12 protein-coding genes and 7 tRNA genes are annotated in these 18,621 nt (G+C 53.3%); 3 read left to right on the forward strand and 16 right to left on the reverse strand.

Annotation, left to right across the window (positions count from 1 at the left end; translation table 11 throughout):
• The first annotated feature begins 18 nt into the window (after positions 1–18).
• Complete coding sequence (locus B5G27_RS05370) at positions 19–585, forward strand: manganese efflux pump MntP (protein ID WP_087177910.1); 567 nt, start codon at positions 19–21, stop codon at positions 583–585.
• A gap of 300 nt (positions 586–885) precedes the next feature.
• Positions 886–2,256 carry an MATE family efflux transporter gene (locus tag B5G27_RS05375; protein ID WP_087177911.1) on the forward strand — a complete coding sequence of 457 codons (1,371 nt, stop codon included), beginning with the start codon at positions 886–888 and terminating at the stop codon, positions 2,254–2,256.
• Between the two features lie 105 nt (positions 2,257–2,361).
• Here B5G27_RS05375 and B5G27_RS05380 read toward each other — a convergent pair whose 3' ends face one another.
• From B5G27_RS05380 to glf, 16 genes are all read right to left on the reverse strand, one after another.
• On the reverse strand, positions 2,362–2,601 hold the full coding sequence (locus tag B5G27_RS05380; RefSeq protein WP_087177912.1) for an HPr family phosphocarrier protein: 240 nt from the start codon (positions 2,599–2,601) through the stop codon (positions 2,362–2,364).
• A gap of 93 nt (positions 2,602–2,694) precedes the next feature.
• A tRNA-Leu gene (locus B5G27_RS05385) sits at positions 2,695–2,775 on the reverse strand.
• 54 nt (positions 2,776–2,829) lie between these two features.
• Positions 2,830–2,902: transfer RNA gene (locus B5G27_RS05390), tRNA-Lys, on the reverse strand.
• A 29-nt stretch (positions 2,903–2,931) separates the two neighbouring features.
• Positions 2,932–3,003 (reverse strand) — tRNA-Gln (locus B5G27_RS05395).
• A gap of 50 nt (positions 3,004–3,053) precedes the next feature.
• Positions 3,054–3,127, reverse strand: a tRNA-His gene (locus B5G27_RS05400).
• A gap of 5 nt (positions 3,128–3,132) precedes the next feature.
• A tRNA-Arg gene (locus B5G27_RS05405) sits at positions 3,133–3,206 on the reverse strand.
• A 45-nt stretch (positions 3,207–3,251) separates the two neighbouring features.
• A tRNA-Gly gene (locus B5G27_RS05410) sits at positions 3,252–3,322 on the reverse strand.
• 7 nt (positions 3,323–3,329) lie between these two features.
• Positions 3,330–3,404: transfer RNA gene (locus tag B5G27_RS05415), tRNA-Pro, on the reverse strand.
• A gap of 124 nt (positions 3,405–3,528) precedes the next feature.
• The gene (locus tag B5G27_RS05420; RefSeq protein WP_087177913.1) at positions 3,529–7,809 is read right to left on the reverse strand and encodes a beta-N-acetylglucosaminidase domain-containing protein; all 4,281 of its coding nucleotides are present in this window, start codon (positions 7,807–7,809) and stop codon (positions 3,529–3,531) included.
• Between the two features lie 219 nt (positions 7,810–8,028).
• Positions 8,029–8,520, reverse strand: a complete 492-nt coding sequence (locus B5G27_RS05425) for a metallophosphoesterase family protein (protein WP_087177914.1) — start codon at positions 8,518–8,520, stop codon at positions 8,029–8,031.
• Positions 8,517–9,131 (reverse strand): XTP/dITP diphosphatase, encoded by a 615-nt coding sequence (locus B5G27_RS05430; protein WP_087177915.1) that lies wholly within the window; start codon positions 9,129–9,131, stop codon positions 8,517–8,519. Before B5G27_RS05430 ends, B5G27_RS05425 begins: the two co-directional genes overlap by 4 nt.
• Before the next feature lie 137 nt (positions 9,132–9,268).
• Positions 9,269–10,417: a THUMP domain-containing class I SAM-dependent RNA methyltransferase gene (locus B5G27_RS05435; RefSeq protein ID WP_087177916.1), complete on the reverse strand. Its 1,149-nt coding sequence runs from the start codon at positions 10,415–10,417 to the stop codon at positions 9,269–9,271.
• 166 nt (positions 10,418–10,583) lie between these two features.
• Positions 10,584–10,769, reverse strand: a complete 186-nt coding sequence (locus B5G27_RS05440) for a hypothetical protein (RefSeq protein WP_087177917.1) — start codon at positions 10,767–10,769, stop codon at positions 10,584–10,586.
• A gap of 71 nt (positions 10,770–10,840) precedes the next feature.
• On the reverse strand, positions 10,841–14,056 hold the full coding sequence (locus B5G27_RS05445; RefSeq protein ID WP_162611196.1) for a LamG-like jellyroll fold domain-containing protein: 3,216 nt from the start codon (positions 14,054–14,056) through the stop codon (positions 10,841–10,843).
• Between the two features lie 452 nt (positions 14,057–14,508).
• Positions 14,509–15,669, reverse strand: a complete 1,161-nt coding sequence (locus B5G27_RS05450; RefSeq protein ID WP_143449649.1) for a hypothetical protein — start codon at positions 15,667–15,669, stop codon at positions 14,509–14,511.
• 156 nt (positions 15,670–15,825) lie between these two features.
• On the reverse strand, positions 15,826–16,926 hold the full coding sequence (glf, locus tag B5G27_RS05455; RefSeq protein ID WP_087178156.1) for a UDP-galactopyranose mutase: 1,101 nt from the start codon (positions 16,924–16,926) through the stop codon (positions 15,826–15,828).
• A 228-nt stretch (positions 16,927–17,154) separates the two neighbouring features.
• Between glf and B5G27_RS05460 the strand changes: the two genes are divergently transcribed.
• Positions 17,155–18,387, forward strand: coding sequence for a 6-phosphofructokinase (locus tag B5G27_RS05460; RefSeq protein WP_087177920.1), 1,233 nt, complete (start codon positions 17,155–17,157; stop codon positions 18,385–18,387).
• Positions 18,388–18,621 lie beyond the last annotated feature (234 nt).

An 18,621-nucleotide genomic window follows, 5' to 3' on the forward strand; every position in this document is an offset into this window, starting at 1 on the left:
GTCACTAAGGAGGAAAAAATGGGATTACTCGAATTATTCATCCTGGCTGTAGGGCTCTCTATGGACGCCTTCGCAGTCTCCGTCTGCAAAGGACTCGCAATGCGCCGGATCACGTTCGGCAAAACACTGGTCGTGGGACTATGGTTCGGCGGTTTTCAGGCCCTGATGCCTGCTGTCGGCTATTTTCTGGGCGTCCAGTTCCGGGAAAAGATCACAGCCGTAGACCACTGGATCGCCTTCATCCTGCTGGGCCTCATCGGCGCCAATATGATCAAAGAAGCCTGTTCCGGCGACTGTGAAGAGGAAAATGACTCTCTGGACATCAGGACCATGTTCCTGCTCGCAGTCGCGACAAGCATCGACGCTCTCGCAGTAGGGATCACATTCGCCTTCCTGAATGTAAATCTCCTGTCAGCAGTCTCCTTTATCGGAGCCACAACGTTCATCCTCTCCGCCATCGGCGTGAGGATCGGAAATGTATTCGGCACGCGCTACAAGGCAAAGGCGGAATTCACAGGCGGGGCTATCCTGATATTGCTCGGGCTGAAGATCCTGCTGGAACACCTTGGAATCCTGGCATTTTAGCTGAGCGCCCGTTTATGAGGAAAACAGCGGCGGCAGCCGCAGTAAGCACGCAGTGCGGTTTTCCGAATGGCGTGGGCTGAACTGTTACTTAGCCGTGCCGGGCAGGTAAAACCTGCAATTGACTTCACACACACCCTGTGCTATCATAAACACCGCAGAGCGGTCAAAACAAAATAGAACATCAAAGTCATATGGTTTTCCTGTTTCAGAATTCAAACAGGCATATGGCTTTTTTTATTGCCCCGGCCTGTTTCCATACAGCGCCGCTTAACCACATACGAAAGGAGACTACTTATCCAAATGCAGGAAAACAATACTTTTATGAAAACAAAACCCGTCTTTTCCCTCCTCATCTCCATGTCCGTTCCCATGATGCTTTCCATGCTCATCCAGTCACTCTACAATATCGTGGACAGCATCTATGTGTCACGGCTCGGCACGGATGCCCTCACCGCGGTCTCCCTCGCCTACCCTCTCCAGAACGCCATCCTATCCGTTGCCGTCGGCATCGGCGTGGGCATCAGCTCCGCGATCTCCATCCATCTCGGCGCAGGGAACCAGGAGAAAGCTGACCGCGCCGCCACCATCGGGATCGCGCTGACTGTATTCCACTGCCTCCTTTTCATCCTGGCAGGGCTTTTCATCACACGCCCCTTCCTCTCCCTGTTTACAGACAATCCGGCAGTGCTGGGGGATTCCTGTGATTACACATACATTGTCCTGTGCTTTTCCTTCGGCTCCCTTCTCCAGATCGCATTTGAGAAGATCTTCCAGGGGATCGGGCAGATGAAGGTCACCATGTATCTGCTGATCGTGGGATGCGTGGTCAATATCATCCTTGACCCCATCTTCATCTTCGGCCTTTTAGGCTTCCCCGCGCTCGGAGTCGCAGGGGCTGCCATTGCCACTGTGATCGGACAGATCAGTGCCTTTCTCCTCTATATCGTGGTGTATCTGAGGAAGCCTTACGCCATACACATCCAGGCAAAACATCTCCGTTTTGACTGGAAGATAATCCGGCAGATATACAGTGTGGGGATCCCGTCCAGTATCATGATGCTGCTCCCCTCTGTCCTCATCAGTATCCTGAACAGTATCCTTGCCGCATTTTCCGAAGTATATGTGGCTGTGCTCGGCGTTTATTTTAAACTCCAGACCTTTATCTATATGCCTGCCAACGGGATCGTCCAGGGAATGCGCCCGATCATTGGTTATAACTACGGCGCGGGGGAGAAATCCCGGGTCCGCACCACGGTCAGGTACAGCCTTGCCTGTGCGGCAGCGCTCATGCTCCTGGGCACGCTCCTGTCCCTTCTCATCCCGGAGCAGATCTTCGCTCTCTTCGATGCGGATACAGAACTGATGGAGGCGGGAGTCACCGCTCTGCGCATCATCTGCCTCGGATTTTTGGTCTCCGCTGTGGGCATCATTTACTCCGGGACATTTGAAGCGCTCGGCAGCGGACGGAACTCCCTGATCATCTCTCTGCTGCGGCAGTTTGTGATCACGATCCCTCTGAGCTTCATCCTCGCAAAGCTCTGCGGCCCCATCGGCGTCTGGATCTCATTCCCCGCAGGGGAGCTGTGCGCATCGGCCGCAGCATTCTTCCTGCTGGCACATTATGAAAAAGGGACTCTGTCGCCCTTCCGCCGGCAGGGGCGCATTTCATAGGCCGGAGCATTAAAAAATACCCTGGCAGTAAGACACATCCTTTTTCCGTGTCTCACTGGCAGGGTATTTTCCCCGGATCTGTTCCTTTATGATCACAGTCCTTTATTATTCCATTTCAAAATTCGTAAAATACTGATGCGCAAGGTCCTCGTCCTCCCCGCTGACGATCAGCCGCATCGGAAGCCCCAATTTGATGGACATCAGCCCGAGAAGAGACTTCCCGTCGATACGGAAATTCCTGTTCGACATATCCGTAACGTCAATGTCTGACTTCATCTTCTGGCATGTATTGCAAAAACTCATCAACTGCCCTGATGAGGCAAACCTGATCTTTTTTTCTACCATTTCCTTTTTCACCCTCCTGTCTCACGTATGTATCATACTGACACTGCCACAGTATATAATAAATGCGCCGGACAGGCAAGAGAAAAATAGAACTGCGGATAACAGGACTTGAACCTGCACGTCATGGACACCAGAACCTAAATCTGGCGCGTCTGCCAATTCCGCCATATCCGCTTACAAAATGAAAAACGGAAACCCAATGTCCTGAGTTTCCGTCGTCTCATTTACTGAGCGTGCGGGGATTCGAACCCCGGACAACTTGATTAAAAGTCAAGTGCTCTACCACCTGAGCTACACGCCCATATTTTCTTTCCCGGCTTCCCAGGTAAACTGGGCTAGCTGGATTCGAACCAGCGAATGCAGGAGTCAAAGTCCTGTGCCTTACCGCTTGGCGATAGCCCATCGAAGACTTATAGCTGACACTGCCTGCCAGTATGAATATAAAAGAAAAGGGTGGGTAGTGGGACTCGAACCCACGATATCCAGAACCACAATCTGGCGCGCTAACCAACTGCACCATACCCACCATAACGAGCCTGGGGGGATTCGAACCCTCGACCTACGGCTTAGAAGGCCGTTGCTCTATCCAGCTGAGCTACAGACTCATATGCAAATATCCCCTTTTTAAGGCTCCCGCTATTCAGCGGAAAAGCGGGTGATGGGAATCGAACCCACGTATCCAGCTTGGAAGGCTGGTGTTCTACCATTGAACTACACCCGCACATCAATCGGGGTGACAGGATTCGAACCTGCGACCTCCTGGTCCCAAACCAGGCGCTCTAGCCAAGCTGAGCCACACCCCGGTAATCCTTGCGCACCCTGTCATTCCCGTAGCGCAAGGATTATTATATTATAAGCTTTTCATAATGTCAACAACTTTTTTTAAGATTCCGGTAGGAAGATTCCGGTAGGACTCCTCAAAATCTCTCAGGACCTGCGTTTTCTCTTATATAACACCGCCGCTGCCGCGCCGGAAAGCACTGCTGCGTATATCCATCCCGCATTCGCGGCATCGCCTGTCGGGACAGCCTTACTGCCGTCTCCGCCATTCTGCCCCTCTGTGCCGGGATTATCTGCCCCTTCTGCCTTCGGGTCATCTTCCCCGGGCTCTTCCGCTCCTGGTCCCTCCGGTTTCGGGTCTTCCGGATCCGGGTCCTCGGTTCCGGGTTCCTCTGGTTTAGGATCTTCCGGATCCGGGTCCTCGGTTCCGGGTTCTTCCGGCTTCGGGTCTTCCGGATCGGGTTGATCCGGTTCCTCAGTTCCCGCTCCGACTGTCACTGCAAATGCGATCTCGCATCCCTGCGGATTCGACAGATTGTAGCGGTACGGCAGGCTGCCCAGCACATCAACCTCTCCGTCCGCGGACGTATCCACCTCCGCCGGATCCCATTCCGGCATTACCATCACAGCGGTTTCTTCTCCGTCAGCCTCAGCACGCACGGCGGCCTGTACAAATTCCGGGAGCAGCACCTCTGCCCCGATTTCCACAGTCTGGTCTTCCATCTCCTGTACCGAGACATACTCCATCTCCGCATGCCTTCTCACGCCGGTCACTTCCAGTTCCTGCAGGCCGATGCAGTTGCCTGCTGCCCCACTGTTGATCGAGCGGAATAAAAGTCGGACATATCTCGCCATGACCGGAACCGCGAATTCATCCTCCACAGTATCCACCGGATAGGTCGGACCATTGTTCTCATGGGTTATCGTCTTTACAGTAACCCAGTTTTCTTTATCGTCAGATACCTGGATATCATAATCCGTCGGATAGACTTTATTATAGTAGCTCATCTCTATGCCTGAGATCATATTCGAATATCCTCCCAGGTCCACAATGATCCACTGCGGGCTCGAAGCGCCTGCTCCTTTGAGGGCGCCGCTGTCCCATTTTGTATCCTTTGTCCCGTCTACAGCTGACTCCGGCTTCACAGACGGAGTTTCCACGCCGGACACTTCCACCGGCTGGTTCAACGCCAGGTTGACTTTCTCCGCAGAATCCGGGACATTTGCATCCAGATAGATATTATCGACTGCCTGTCCCACGTCTCCCGAAGCATCCTCTCCGTACGTAATGACGATCTCGCTGATCTCAGCCGGCACGCCCGCTTTCAATTCAAGCCGCACCGCATAAATGCCGCCCTCCGGGGCTTCAAACGTCTGGTCAGCCTCTGTCAGCGTCCCCAGAGTTTCTTCTGTCCCGTCCGGGCGCACTGCCAGCACCGCCGCGCCGCAGGAACCGTTCTGGAGGATCCGGATCTTTTCCACATTCACATTTCCTGTAATACGGTATTCCAGATAATCTCCTTCTTTTACATCTCCCGCCAGGAATACGCTGGACAGATCCCTGTCATTGATGTTTTCTGTATTCCCGGACGTATTCGTGATCACAGCCGCAGGATCAACCCTTCCCGGCCTCTGCGCATCCCGGTTCACCTGGATCTCATACAGCCGCAGCGCCGCATCCGCGTCCGCCGTGATCTCCAGCCTGATATACCGGGCGCTGATCCCGTCCGCGTCCGCCTCATATTTTCTCACCGGCGGCTCCACCACTCCGTCATCCCGGAAGCTTTTGATCTTTTTATACTCTGTATTGTCCGATGAGACAGAGAGATCCGCCTGGTAGATCCTCTGGGTGCCGTCCGCGGCAAAGATCGCAATATCATGGATCTCCTGCGTCAGTCCCAGATCGAAAATAATATAATCTCCATTTTTCTGATCCCGGTCCGTTTCAATATAGGTCTCTTTGCTGCCGTCCACTGTTTCACTCCAGTCATCCCCCTGCAGAAGGGACATGCCCGTATCTTCCACCGTTATCTCCGGGTCCAGGTTTTCCACAGTAACCGCCAGTTTTGACAGTACCGCAGAGACGCTCTCCTGTCCGGCATTGGCCAGCCGCACATATCTCGCCTGCACAGCTTCTCCAAGTTTCCCGGGTACGGCTTCCGTCCATTTATCCCCGTGCAGGGAGTATTCCAGGCTCAGGCCGTCCAGGCCGCTTCCCTCCAGCATGATCTCTGAGATCTCCGCGATATCTTTCTTCTTGATCCCGATATATTCTCCCGGTTCAAGCGTGATCCTGCCAATATTCCGCAGGCCGTATTCTTTCTCACAGATCGTAAGCGGCGCGGCGGCATACCCCTCCATATTTGTATAGACTCTGTCCGCAGCGGGCTCTTCATTTGCCTCCGCAAGGATCCCGTCCATGTACGCGCGCACATCCTCAAGGCAGTATTCCACAAACGGCACGAGCCTCTTGCTCGCCGCTTTTACCGCCGGTCTGCTGGCGCCGTCCGGGTACAGATAAGTCCTCTCGTTATATCTGCCCATCTCCGCAGAGGCAGACGCGAATGACTCCCAGACTTTTCCCAGGTCAGCGGAGTCTTTCCCCATCTCCATCTCCGCGGCAAGCAGGAGCTCTCCCGCCTTTGCCACATTTTTCAGCGCCTGGATCCATCCTTCGCCGCCATCCGTATTCCCCGGATTTGACAATTCCCGGACGAGCGCGTCATTTTCACAGTATTCCACAAATTCGTCAGCCGCGGACTGGATATGGATAAATTCCGCGAGAAGCTCCAGTGCTTCCCCGTCCTGTGAGATATCTGTCCCGCTCTCGATCTTTTCCCGGACACTGTCCAGAGTCTCTTTAATGTACAGCGATTCCTCGAAGCCCTGCGGGACCCGTCCCGACCCCGGACAGTCAGACACATTCCTGGCGATCGTCAGATAAGCGTCATAGACTTCCGGCTGGAGATATTTAAAACACTGTTCCCATATCTCTTCCGTATGTTCCGAATAATTGTTTACATTCCAGAAATACGCCCCCAGCTGGAAGAGCGCGACCTTATCCGCCTCTGCAAAAAAGATCGGATTCGAAACTGCGCCTGCCAGGCCCGTAATGTTATCCCTGATATAGTGGGCGCTGCTTCCGAGGAACACGCCGGATTTCGCGTGCTCGCTGCACGGATAGTTCACCCAGAATACCGGGCTGTGGCCCGTATTCTCGATCACATAATCAATGGAGCTCTGCTCGAAAGGCGAGTTCACATCCAGCCCCGTCCAGAAGATAAGCACATCCTCGTCAAACCCTCTCATCGCCTCCAGCTCCGCGGGACGCGCCCAGCTGTTATTATAGCCCTGAGGGCAGTAGATGATATTTTCACAGCCCTTCGGCCCGACATATTCCTCATTCAGGTCATTGATCAGGCTGACAACGACCTCATTGGACCCGGACCCGAAATCATCATTCAGGATACAGAAACGCCTCACTCCGATCTCATACAGCTGATCGAACTTATCCATCAGCTGCCGTTTGCGCTCCTCATAGCGCGGATCCGTAGTTGATGTGATCCCTGAGAGCATATTTGTCAGGTGGACGGACCAGGAGAATTCGCACTTCATCTCTTCCTGGAGAGCCGTAAGCTCCCTGAATTCCCCGATCATGTCATCAGGATAGAGCTCCGCCCATTTACTCGTATGGTACGGGTCTGTTTTGGACGCATAGACATAGATATTCATTTTAATATCCCGGGTAAATTCCATCAGGCTCTTTCTCTGTTCGTGGGTCCATCCGCCGTAAAAGCCCTCGATATACCCTCTCGCGTCTATGGACGCATAATCCAGGATCCGCACAGGCAGGAAACGCTCGCCGGCAAAAGAAGAGAACATCATCTTCAGAGTCGCCACTCCTCGGAAAGCCGCATCCGTGTCCTTTCCCAGGATGTAGATATTTCCTTCCTCAGCGTACAGCGCATAGGCGTCAGGCTGGTCAAACATCTCCGTATCCAACCCTTTTTCCCGGAACCACAGGTCCGCCTGGTCCCCGGTTCCCAGGACACCGATCACGATATTTCCTTCTCCCTCAGCTTTTTCGGCAGGCTGCCCGGTCCGACCATATTCCCCGAGGATCTCCTCCAGGTAGTCAAGGGTCGGCTCATCGATATTTTCCCCTGCCACAACCGCTACCTCATCGGGCAGAACAAAAGCCGCCCCCTCGCTGCCCGTGTAATCAACAGACTGAGGGACCGGATAAATCTGGTACGCATCTTCACTGACAGAGTACGCATCCCCTTCCTGCCACTCTGAAACCCAGGGCGACTCCGTCACGCCGGCAGTCACCTCTTCTGCCCCGGCAGGCAGCGGATACGCCGTGAGCAGTACCGCGGCCGCAGTGCCGGCAGCAAGACTTTTCGTGATTTTTCTCAATTTTTTCATATTTCACCTTTTCCATCTGAATATTTTGCACAATTATATCATCCACAGCCATCTATAACAACAAAATTTTGCATGATATTTTTATATTTTTTGTCTTATTTTTTATATTTTTATCTTTTTTTGCCAAAAGAGCTCCCGGGAGTGCGGCCTGCACACTCCCGGGAGCTCTGTCCTCTTTAGATTTGTCTGTATGTTTTCATAAATCGTCCATCCCGCAGACTATGCCAGCGGTTCAAGATATCTCTGCTCAAAAGACGGTTCTCCGCCCTCATCGATCTCCATGATCATATAACTCCCCTTCCGGCCCTCCTGCCTGGGGAATGAGATGCTTCCCGGATTCAGCACTGTGATCCCGTCCTTCTGCTCTAAATACGGCTTATGCGTATGCCCGAACATAACGATATCCGCTTTGCGCGCAGCGCCCTCTTCTGTGATATACTCCGGATCCAGGGAAACATAATACGCATGGCCGTGAGTAATGAACACCTTATATTTTCCTATATAAAACTCTTCCTCCCTCGGAAGGTCTGAGAAGAAATCATTATTTCCCCTCACCATATGCTTTTCGCAGTCCACCACTGCGTTTATGTATTCCTCTCCGCCCTCCACATCGCCGAGATGGATAAACAGATCGATATCCCCGGCTTCCTCGAGCGCTCTGTCCAGCCCTGTGTGCCGGCCGTGTGTGTCGCTGATGATCAATACTCTCATAATATCCCCTCTCCGAATTTTTCCCTGAGAATGTCCCTCATGGCGCGGAGCGCTTTTCCTCTGTGGCTGAGTTCGTTTTTCTGCTCCGGCGTCATCTGGGCGGTCGTGCATCCGTATTCCGGCACATAGAAGATAGGATCATATCCAAACCCATTCTCGCCCTCAGACTCATAAGCGATCTGCCCCTCGATCGTCTTGCGCACCGTGGACACAGTCCCGTCAGGGAATACTGCCGCCACAGCGCATACGAACCGGGCTGTGCGCTCCTCCTCAGGCACGCCCTCCATCCGGTCGAGAAGGATGCGGTTCTTGATATCATAAGAAGTATCTTCCCCGGCAAATCTCGCCGAGTAGATCCCGGGCGCCTTGTCCAGATAGTCAATCTCCAGCCCGGAATCATCCGCAAGGACTATATCATTCGTGAGCACCCTCGCCACGGCCCTTGCCTTGATCTCCGCGTTTTCCTCGAAGCTCATGCCGTCCTCCACGATCTCCACATCGACTCCCGCCTCTTTCATAGACAGGATCTCCATGCCCAGATCCGCCAGGATCATGCGGATCTCCTTCATCTTATTTTCATTCCCTGTTGCAAATATGATTCTTCTTTTCATCTTCCCTGCACCCTCTGTCTCTTCTTATTGTAACCTCTTCCCCTGCGGGCCGCGCTGCCTTCATATTATTCTGTCTCGTTTTCTCTTTTCCACCCCGGTTTATTTCTTCTGTTCCGGTTTGTTTCTTCCGCCCCGGTTTATTTCTTCTGTTTCGGCGGCTTCGGTCCCGGGAACTGATAGAAATACGTCCTGATCATCCCGTTATAGATCTTCCTGTTTTTCTCTGCCTTCCGTCCGAAATACCTCTCCGCGTCGTCATAGCTTGTGATCATGTACGCTGACCAGCTGTCCAGCCGGCGGAATGCCTCTCCGAAATCCCGGTATATCTGCGGGAGCGCTGTTTTCTCTTCCAGCCTCTCCCCGTAAGGCGGGTTTGTAATGATAAAGCCATACTTTTTCGGATGGTTCAGATCCTTCACTTCCCGCTGTTGGAAATGGATCAGATGCGCCACTCCGGCATTTTCCGCGTTGCGGCGCGCTGTCCTGAGCACGTCCGGATCCGCGTCATATCCCTGGATGTCCGTCTCTATATCGTCCGAGATCATGTCCTGCGCCTCATTGACCGCCTCGTACCACATCTTTTTTGCCGTCAGGTTTGTCCAGTCCTCCGCAGTAAACGACCGGTTCATCCCCGGCGCGATGTTGGCCGCCATCATCGCGGCCTCGATGGGAAACGTGCCGCTCCCACAGAACGGATCCACAAGGATCCTGTCCTTTCGCCACGGAGTCAGCATGATCAGCGCCGCCGCCAGATTCTCAGCGATGGGAGCCTTCCCCGCCGCCGGCCGGTACCCTCTCTTGTGCAGGGACACCCCTGTGGTATCGATCCCCACTGTGACAATGTCCTTCATCAGGAATACCCTGACCGGATAGGATGCGCCGGTCTCCTGGAACCACTGCGTATGATATTTCCCCTTCAGGCGTTCCACCATCGCCTTTTTCATAATGGACTGGATATCAGACGGGCTGAAAAGCCTGCTCTTTACTGATGCTGCTTTTGTGACCCAGAATTTCCCATCCTCCGGAATGTAGGCTTCCCACGGGATTTCTCTCGTCCTCTCAAACAATTCATCAAAAGTCACCGCCCGGAAACTCCCCACCTTCAGCAGGATCCGCTCCGCTGTTCTCAGGAAAATGTTTGCCCTGCATATGGCATCCATGCCGCCGCGAAACGTCACTCTCCCGTCTTCCACCTGTGCGATCTCATACCCAAGGTCCTGGACCTCTCTCTTCAGTACAGACTCCAGCCCAAAGTGGCAGGGTGCGATCCATTCCATTTTATCCATCCGTTTTTCCGTCCTTATTTTCATACTGTATCCATATTACTATAAATTGGGGACGTAGTAAAGTTGAACTTTACTACGTCCCCAATCAAACTTTACGGTGTCCCAAATCGGGATTTCCGTGCTTTTCCGCGCTTCTGCCAGCAGCAGAAAACAGCGTTACAGAGCTTTAATAGCGGTCAGACTCATCAAAAGCATCGTGTGTCCTTCCGCAGTTTTTGCTGTTTGACGCATTGCTGCTGTTCTTGTTTGCGTTTTTGTTCTTATTCTGTGTATCCGCATAGGAAGAATAAGAGCCATTCTTTGAATTTGTGTTTTTGTTTGAATTGTTTGTGTTGCTGTAATTCTTTGCCATGAGTATCCCTCCTGTTTTTTTTGGTTCAGTGTTAGTATCTCAACCCACGGCATTTTTTATTCATTTTTAATTTATCCGTTTTTCACCCTGCGGTATCCCAGGTATACAGCACCCATCCCGGAAAAGATACACAGTATGGCAAACATTGCCAGACCGCGCCCTTCTCCTGTCACCGGAACATCTGTATCCTTCCCCGCGTCTGCGGACGAGCCCGCATTCTGGGAACCTTCTGCCCCTGACGGCTTCCCTGGGCCAGCCGGATCTCCTGCTCCCGGATCTTCCACGTCCGGATCTTCTCCGCCCGGCTTCTCCGGATCCGGATCTGTCGGGATTTCCGGATCCGGTTCTTCAGTCCCGCTTCCGCCTTCACCCTGGGCAGCGTGGATCTTTACAACTGTAAACGAATGCGGCGCCAGCGTGACAACGGCATCCGTCCCGCCGATCTCCGCTTCACTCCTGTCGATCTTTACATTGTCAGGATGGTCCAGCGTATTCTCCGCGTAGAACGAATCCCCTGACAGGCTCTGCACTTCCATGGTCCTTCCTGTCAGATTCTGTCCTTCGATCCGGATGTTCATTTTATTCTCGCCTTCCAGGTTCAGGTTTACGATCGCCGCATAGATATTTCCTTCTGCATCTTTTGACGTCATCACAGAATACTGATCCACTCCGTTGTCCAACTGCTGCTCATAATTCAGGGAACTGCTGATGACCTGGTCGCCGAAAGAGCCGTTCAACATCTCAAACACACTGGCGCTCGGCGTTGAGAAGAAGCGGAACTCTCCTGTGCCGTCCGCCGTCGAGCCTCCGGTGCTCACCGCCTGGATCACTGCCTGCTGAGTAGGCCCGAGCGAATCTGCCCCTTCCGAATACCAGTCCACAAGGCAGTGTTTCTGGATATATGGGCTGCCGAGCCGCACGTACTCCATGATCGCACGCGCGATGTACAGTGCATGCGTCTGAGACCGCACCATAGTATCCGTCGAACGGAAGATCCCATACTCTGAGATCACCGGGACTTTGGTCTGGTCATATTTCTGCATAAGGGTCACATAATTTTCAACGTCAGCCGCTTTTGCGTCGCCCTTGAGCATCGCATCGTAATAGAAGGTTTTCCTGGACTCTTCCGTGCTGCTCCCTCCCGCCGGAGTACCGGAATACGGATGGATCGTCAGTCCGTCGTACAGATCATCATTCCCGCTTTCATGCATCTGGTTGACGAAACCTTCCGTCTCAAAGCTGGAGTAAATATGGATCTCTTTCTCTGCCAGCCCGTTCCCGCTGTTATATTCATTGATCTGATCCATCGTGCTGCGCATCGCCTGAGAGATCTGTACAAATCCGTCCCGATCCACACTGTAATCGGCAGTGATCTGCTGACCGCTCTGAGGGATTGCCCCGTGCGTGCCGTCTCCGAAATGCACTGCCCCCGTCTTGTAGTCTACGGAGTAAACCTGCGCATCCGCCCCGGCTGTTTCCAGATCAGGTACTTCCGTCCACTGAGTACCTCCCGCATAGATCTTCACGCTTCCTTTATTTACCGCCGTGAAGGATGCATAGTCCTCAGCCTTCTCGTCCCGTTCTACGCGCGCATAGCGCAGATAGAACGTCTGATCCGCCGTGCCGTCTGAGTAGGAAGCCGTCTGGTTCCAGTCATCCTTCGCCACCACATACTGACCGGAAAAAGACGCTGTGCCGCCATTGATATATCCAGTAAGCGCACCGCCCGGTACATCATCGATCCAGTAGGTCTGCGCGGTCGTTCCGTCCGCTCCGCCCTGGTTCATCTCATTTCCGATCTCAAAGTACCTCACATTGTACGGAGCTTCATGACCGTTCGCCGCGCGCACTTCAGCCCATGCCGTGCCGCCGTTCGGGTTGGATCCCACCTCCGCGTTCAGATACTCGATCAGGTCCGCCGCATCGTCCGCATCCCCGCGCGCCAGGGCGTATACATATACCAGCTCCGAGTCATGCTCCCGCGTGAACTCCGCCGCCTCGTCAAGCCCGAAGTTTGGCTCAATGCCGTGCTGGCCGGAATTATTATAAAATCCGTGGATCTGGGCCACACGCTCTTCCTTCGGTCCGATCGTATCCTTCCAGTTAAACAGATTCGAGATCGTGCCGCCCGGATATCTCAGGGAACCGAATCCCGCCTGCGTATATAATTGTGAGAACTCTTCTTTGATCTGCATCGTTTCCGGGTCAAAACTCCCGTATCCGTTAAATGCATAACGGTGGTTGATGCCGAAGATGCCGTCGTCGATCTCCCGGGTCACATCCTGGGGATCCACAGTAAGCGTAAGAGAAACATCCATGTACTCATCCAGCGCGTTTTCCAGCGCATCCAGAGCAGCCGTGACCGCTGAGGCATCCGTGCTCTCCAGGACTTCTTTTGCGCTGTCGATCGCGGCTGTCAGCGCATCCCTCTCGGGAACTGCCGGATCTTCCTCTCCCTGTGCACAGAGTTCCTCCGCCCTTTGGATCAGGGCTGACAGTTCATCCCGGATCCCCTGGATCTGCTGTTCCAGCACCACATCCTCATGCTCTGCATAGAGAGCCTGCACTTCTTCCTGAGACAGAGCTCTGTTATACAGGCGCAGCTCGTCCACATCCCCTACAAACTGGCCGGTATCACCGGCATTTTTGTGGGCGCCGATCAAAAGATCCGTCACCGCATTTACAGCACCGGAACTCAGATCCTTTGTGCTTTCCTCCTCACCGTTCACATAGAGCGTCACCTCATACGCAGACGGCTCTCCTGTTTTTACGAGCACAAGATGCTCCCACACATCCGAGCCTGTGCTGCTGCCCATCGCGACGTCCGCTGCCGAAATGTAAGTTACATACTGACCGTTCTGTCTGTACAGCAGTGTCCGTCCGTTTCCTGTCTGCTGCAGGACGACTGTTTTCACTGAGCCGTTCTGCGCCGGGGAATTGTTCACCCACAGGCTGACCGAAAAATCTCCGCCGCCCGAATTCAGCCCGGAAGCCACCGTCATCTTCGCACTTTCCCCCTGCCTTTCCCCGAACCGCAGGACATTTCCGAAGCCCTCATCCTCTGACGGCTGGACGCTGACCGCGCTGCCGCTCAGAGAAGCAGTCAGGCTGGCCTCCGGGGCCAGATTCGCCATAGGGTCCCCGCCGTCGAAATTCCAATACCCGGTAAGTCCCTCTTCCAGAGACACAGCTGCGGACACTTCCGCCTGCACCGGGAGAACACCCACTCCCGGGACTGCGCACACTGCTGAAAGCAGCAGCGCCAATGCTTTTTCTTTCCTTTTCACCTTTTCCCTCTCCATTTCATATACCGATTGATAGTAACGTAAAAATAATAACATTTTGTCCCTGCTTTTACCAGATTACAATCCACTTACTGAAATCTTTTCAAAATAACGGATTTATTTTATTTTTTGCTTGCTTTTTCCATTTCCGTATATTATACTATTTTTTGTAGAAAGGTTATTTTCTACAACCCCTTATTAATTATTTATACTCCCCTCAAAAGACCGATGGCTCCCCCATCGGTCTTTTACCGTTTTCATACGTTCATAATTTGTTCATTTATTGTATAAAAATCTTTCACCAACTCATCATGTTTTCTTCATTTCTCTCCCATATACTGTAACCATCGAAAGAGAAACAGCCAATGACCAAGACGTTAACAAGTTGTTTTGAATAAACTTTTTCATAATACATGCCGGGGACCGAGCCGATCGGTCACCCGGCATCCTCCCTTTTACGGGATGTTTTCTTCCTCTTCTTCCATTTCCGCATCCTGCTGTCCCGACGCTTCTTCTCTCTCCAATATGCCTTCCGCTTCCAGTTCCTCTTTTCTCCCCAGCGCATCTTCCAGCTTCTCCGGATCTTTTTCAATCTGTATGAGCCTTTCGTATGTCTCCAGAGCTTCTTCCATATCCAGCTTATCATATGTCTCAGCCAGGCACCACACGGCATTGAGCTCGATCTCCCGGACCATCCCCAGTGTCCCGCGGAGTTCTCCCAGGTCCTCACTCGCCGCATACTCTTTCAGCAGCCTGTCCGCGGCTGCCAGGACGTCCACTTCCCCCGCCAGCTTCCCGGCGGACAGATCTGTACCGGTGGGAAGGTCTGTGCCGGCAGACAGATCCTTGCCGCCGGGAAGGCCTGTGCCGGCAGACAGTCCCGCACTCCCTGACAGGACGCCGCCATCCACGGCACTTCCAGGGATCTCCCCGCCCGAAGCCGCCCCGTCATTTCCCAATGTCAGGAATGCACACACAGCGGTACACGCACTCGCCGCTGCCAGCAGCTTTTTCCTTCTCTCCCCGGATCTGCCCGGATCTCTGCTCCTCACTCCTGCCCGTTTCTTTACCCGCACCGCTGGCAGATCCCGCAAGACCTGGCTGATATCCCCGTAGGGCTTTCCTGCTTCTCCCGTACACCGGTCTATCACCCTGGAGAGGCGTATCTCCTCCCATCTCGTAAGGTCTGCATCCGTCTGCGTATACGCCAGAAGGAACTGGATCGTCTTTCCATAGGCAAAGAGATCCGCACTCTGGCCGCCCGCACGCATCTCGCAGACAGGTTTTACAAAGCCCTCCCTGACAGCAGGCCTCTGCATCTGCTTCAGCACATCCCCATTGCCCGGAGCTTCCAGATCCAACAGGCAGAGCCCGCCTTCCTCAGAGACCACTATGCTGTATGGATTCAGATACCGGTACTCCCTCTGCTTCCGCGATCTGTGATACTGGTCTACGCATACGCCAAGCTGACGGAACCACCGGAACAGTTCCGCCTTCCCAATCCCCTGGTGTTCCTTCAGATAATGGACCAGAAGTTTCCCCCGTATACAGTCCATGCTCTGCCTGCAGTGCGCCCCATGCTCGATAAACCTCAGAACTTCATACATTTCTTCCATATGCTGTTGTCCGCGGCTGCGATATCAGCGGCCGCGGAAGCTCCCTCTGCTCCCGCGCCGCCTGTGCATCCGTCCATGCCCTAATGAAATCCATCAGAAACTGATGATGAACAGATACCCGGACAGACCGTCCAGATTACAGATATCATACCCTGATCACTGCATTTTTTCAAGCTGTTCCAGCGCCGCAGCGATGACCTTATCCATATCATAATATTTATAGCTGCCCAGCCTTCCGCCAAAGACTACGTTTTCTTCTTTTTCCGCCAGTTCTCTGTATGCCTGGAACAGCTCATTATTCTTCTCATCGTTCACCGGATAATAAGGCTCCATGCCCACACTCCACTCAGAGGAATACTCCCTGGATATAACGGTTTTTTCCTGTGTCCCGAACTCAAAATGCTTGTGCTCGATCACACGGGTATAGGGCACTTCCCGGTCCGTATAGTTCACGACCGCATTCCCCTGGTAATTCTCACAGTCCAGCACCTCTGTCTCGAACCGCACAGACCGGTATTCCAGCGCGCCGAGCTTATATCCGAAATATTCATCGATCTGTCCCGTAAAGATGATCTTCTCCGCGATATCCGGCTCTTCCTCGCGAAGGCGGAAGAAATCAACTCCTGTCCTCACATCCGCGCCCTCAAGCATCTTCTCAACGATGGGAGTATACCCTCCGATCGGGATCCCCTGATACCGGTCATTAAAATAATTGTTGTCATAAATAAAGCGGAACGGCAGTCTTTTGATGATAAACGCCGGGAGCTCCGTGCATTTCCTGCCCCACTGCTTCTCCGTATACCCTTTGATCAGTTTCTCATAGATGTCGCGCCCGCCCAGATACAGTGCCTGCTCCTCCAGATTCTTCGGCTCCGTGATCCCGGTCTCTTTCCTCTGTTTTTCAATGATATCTTTCGCCTCCTGGGGAGTGCGGATCCCCCACATCTTGCTGAACGTATTCATGTTAAACGGAAGGTTATAAAGTTCATCCCTGTAGACCGCGACAGGAGAGTTGATATAATTATTAAACTCCGCAAACTGATTGATATAATCCCATACCTTTTTATCAGAAGTATGGAAAATATGTGCGCCATATTTATGCACATGGATCCCCTCGACATCCTCGCAGTAAATATTGCCCGCGATGTGGTCCCGCCGGTCAATGACCATGCATTTCCTGCCCTTCTTCCCCAGCTCATATGCCATGACCGCACCATACAGCCCGGCTCCAACGATCAGATAATCATATTTTTTCATTTCCGCCTCTCTTTCCGCACTGCCTTTCGCGGACAGCGCCCTCTTGTCTGATTTTATCCCAGTATAACACGTCCCGCCCATCCGATTCCTGTCGTTTGCCGTCTTTCGTTATTTTGCACATATATTCTATTTTATCATTTACAAATTCGTGATTATGCACTAAACTGTTAGTATAGCGCCGCGGGAAACAGTTTCCGTGGCAGCATCACAGAACGGAGGTACTATGACATGAAAGGAAATGTAATCGTCGGGCAGTCCGGTGGGCCGACCGCTGCCATTAACTCAAGCCTGGCAGGCGTATACCGCACCGCCAGAGACCGCGGAGCAGCTAAGGTATACGGAATGCTCCACGGGATCCAGGGACTGCTCCAGGAGCGCTATATCGACCTGGCCGAATATATCACCAACGACCTCGATGCAGAACTCCTGAAGCGGACGCCCGCAGCCTTCCTCGGCTCGTGCCGCTATAAGCTGCCCGAGATCCATGAAGACAGAGAAGTCTACGAAAAAATATTCGGCATTCTCGAAAAGCTGAACATCGAAGCCTTTATCTACATCGGCGGGAACGATTCCATGGACACGATCAAAAAACTGTCTGATTACGCCATTGTCACCGGATATAAGACCCGGTTTATCGGATGCCCGAAGACCATAGACAATGACCTGGCGCTCACTGACCACACACCGGGATACGGGAGCGCCGCAAAATATATCGGCACTTCTGTCAAGGAGATCATCCGCGACAGCTTCTGCCTTGAATACAGCAAAGGGCTGGTGTCCATCGTGGAGATCATGGGACGCAATGCCGGCTGGCTTACCGGCGCGGCTGCCCTCGCAAAAGGCGAAGACTGCGCAGGCCCGGATCTCATCTACCTGCCAGAACTGCCCTTCGACGTCGAGGCATTCGGGAATAAGGTAAAAGAGCTCCTGTCCCGGAAGCCATCCGTCGTAGTCGCCGTATCCGAAGGGATCCGCCTGCCGGACGGCCGCTATGTGTGCGAGCTCGGGCAGAGCATTGACTTCGTCGACGCATTCGGGCACAAACAGCTCTCCGGCACAGCGAATTATCTCGCAAGCTACATCGCAGGAGAGATCGGATGCAAGACACGCTCCATTGAGCTGAGCACGCTCCAGCGCTCTGCTTCCCACTGCTCTTCCAGAGTAGATATCCTGGAGGCTTCCCAGGTCGGAGGCGCGGCAGTAAAAGCGGCGGACGAAGGCGACTCCGGTAAGATGGTAGTCCTGAAACGCATCTCAGATGATCCGTATCAGTGCAGCACCGAAGTCAAAGACGTACACAAGATCGCCAATGACGAAAAGCTCGTGCCGCGTGAATGGGTGACAGAAGACGGCACTTATGTGACAGATGAATTCATCAGCTATGTACGCCCCCTCATCCAGGGTGATGTATCTCCTATCGTAGTGGACGGTATACCGCGTCATCTCTACCGCCACGTATAAAACACGGAGGAGAGGATACACATTGCCCGGATATGAGCCGGGAGGGATGTCTGCGGTACGCAGGCGCTGCCCTCCCGGCATTTTTATGCTTATGCAATAGTAACGCTGCCCCCTGCCCATTCTTCTTTCTCCCGCGCCTCCTCCCCCCCGCACCTTCCCCTCTCCGCGCCTTCCCCTCTCCGCGCCTTGCCAGCCCGGCCGGGATAAGATATACTGAAACCGGAAACATTTAAA

The organism is Lachnoclostridium sp. An76 (genome assembly GCF_002161355.1).
GTDB classification, from domain to species: Bacteria; Bacillota; Clostridia; order Lachnospirales; family Lachnospiraceae; genus Mediterraneibacter; species Mediterraneibacter caccavium.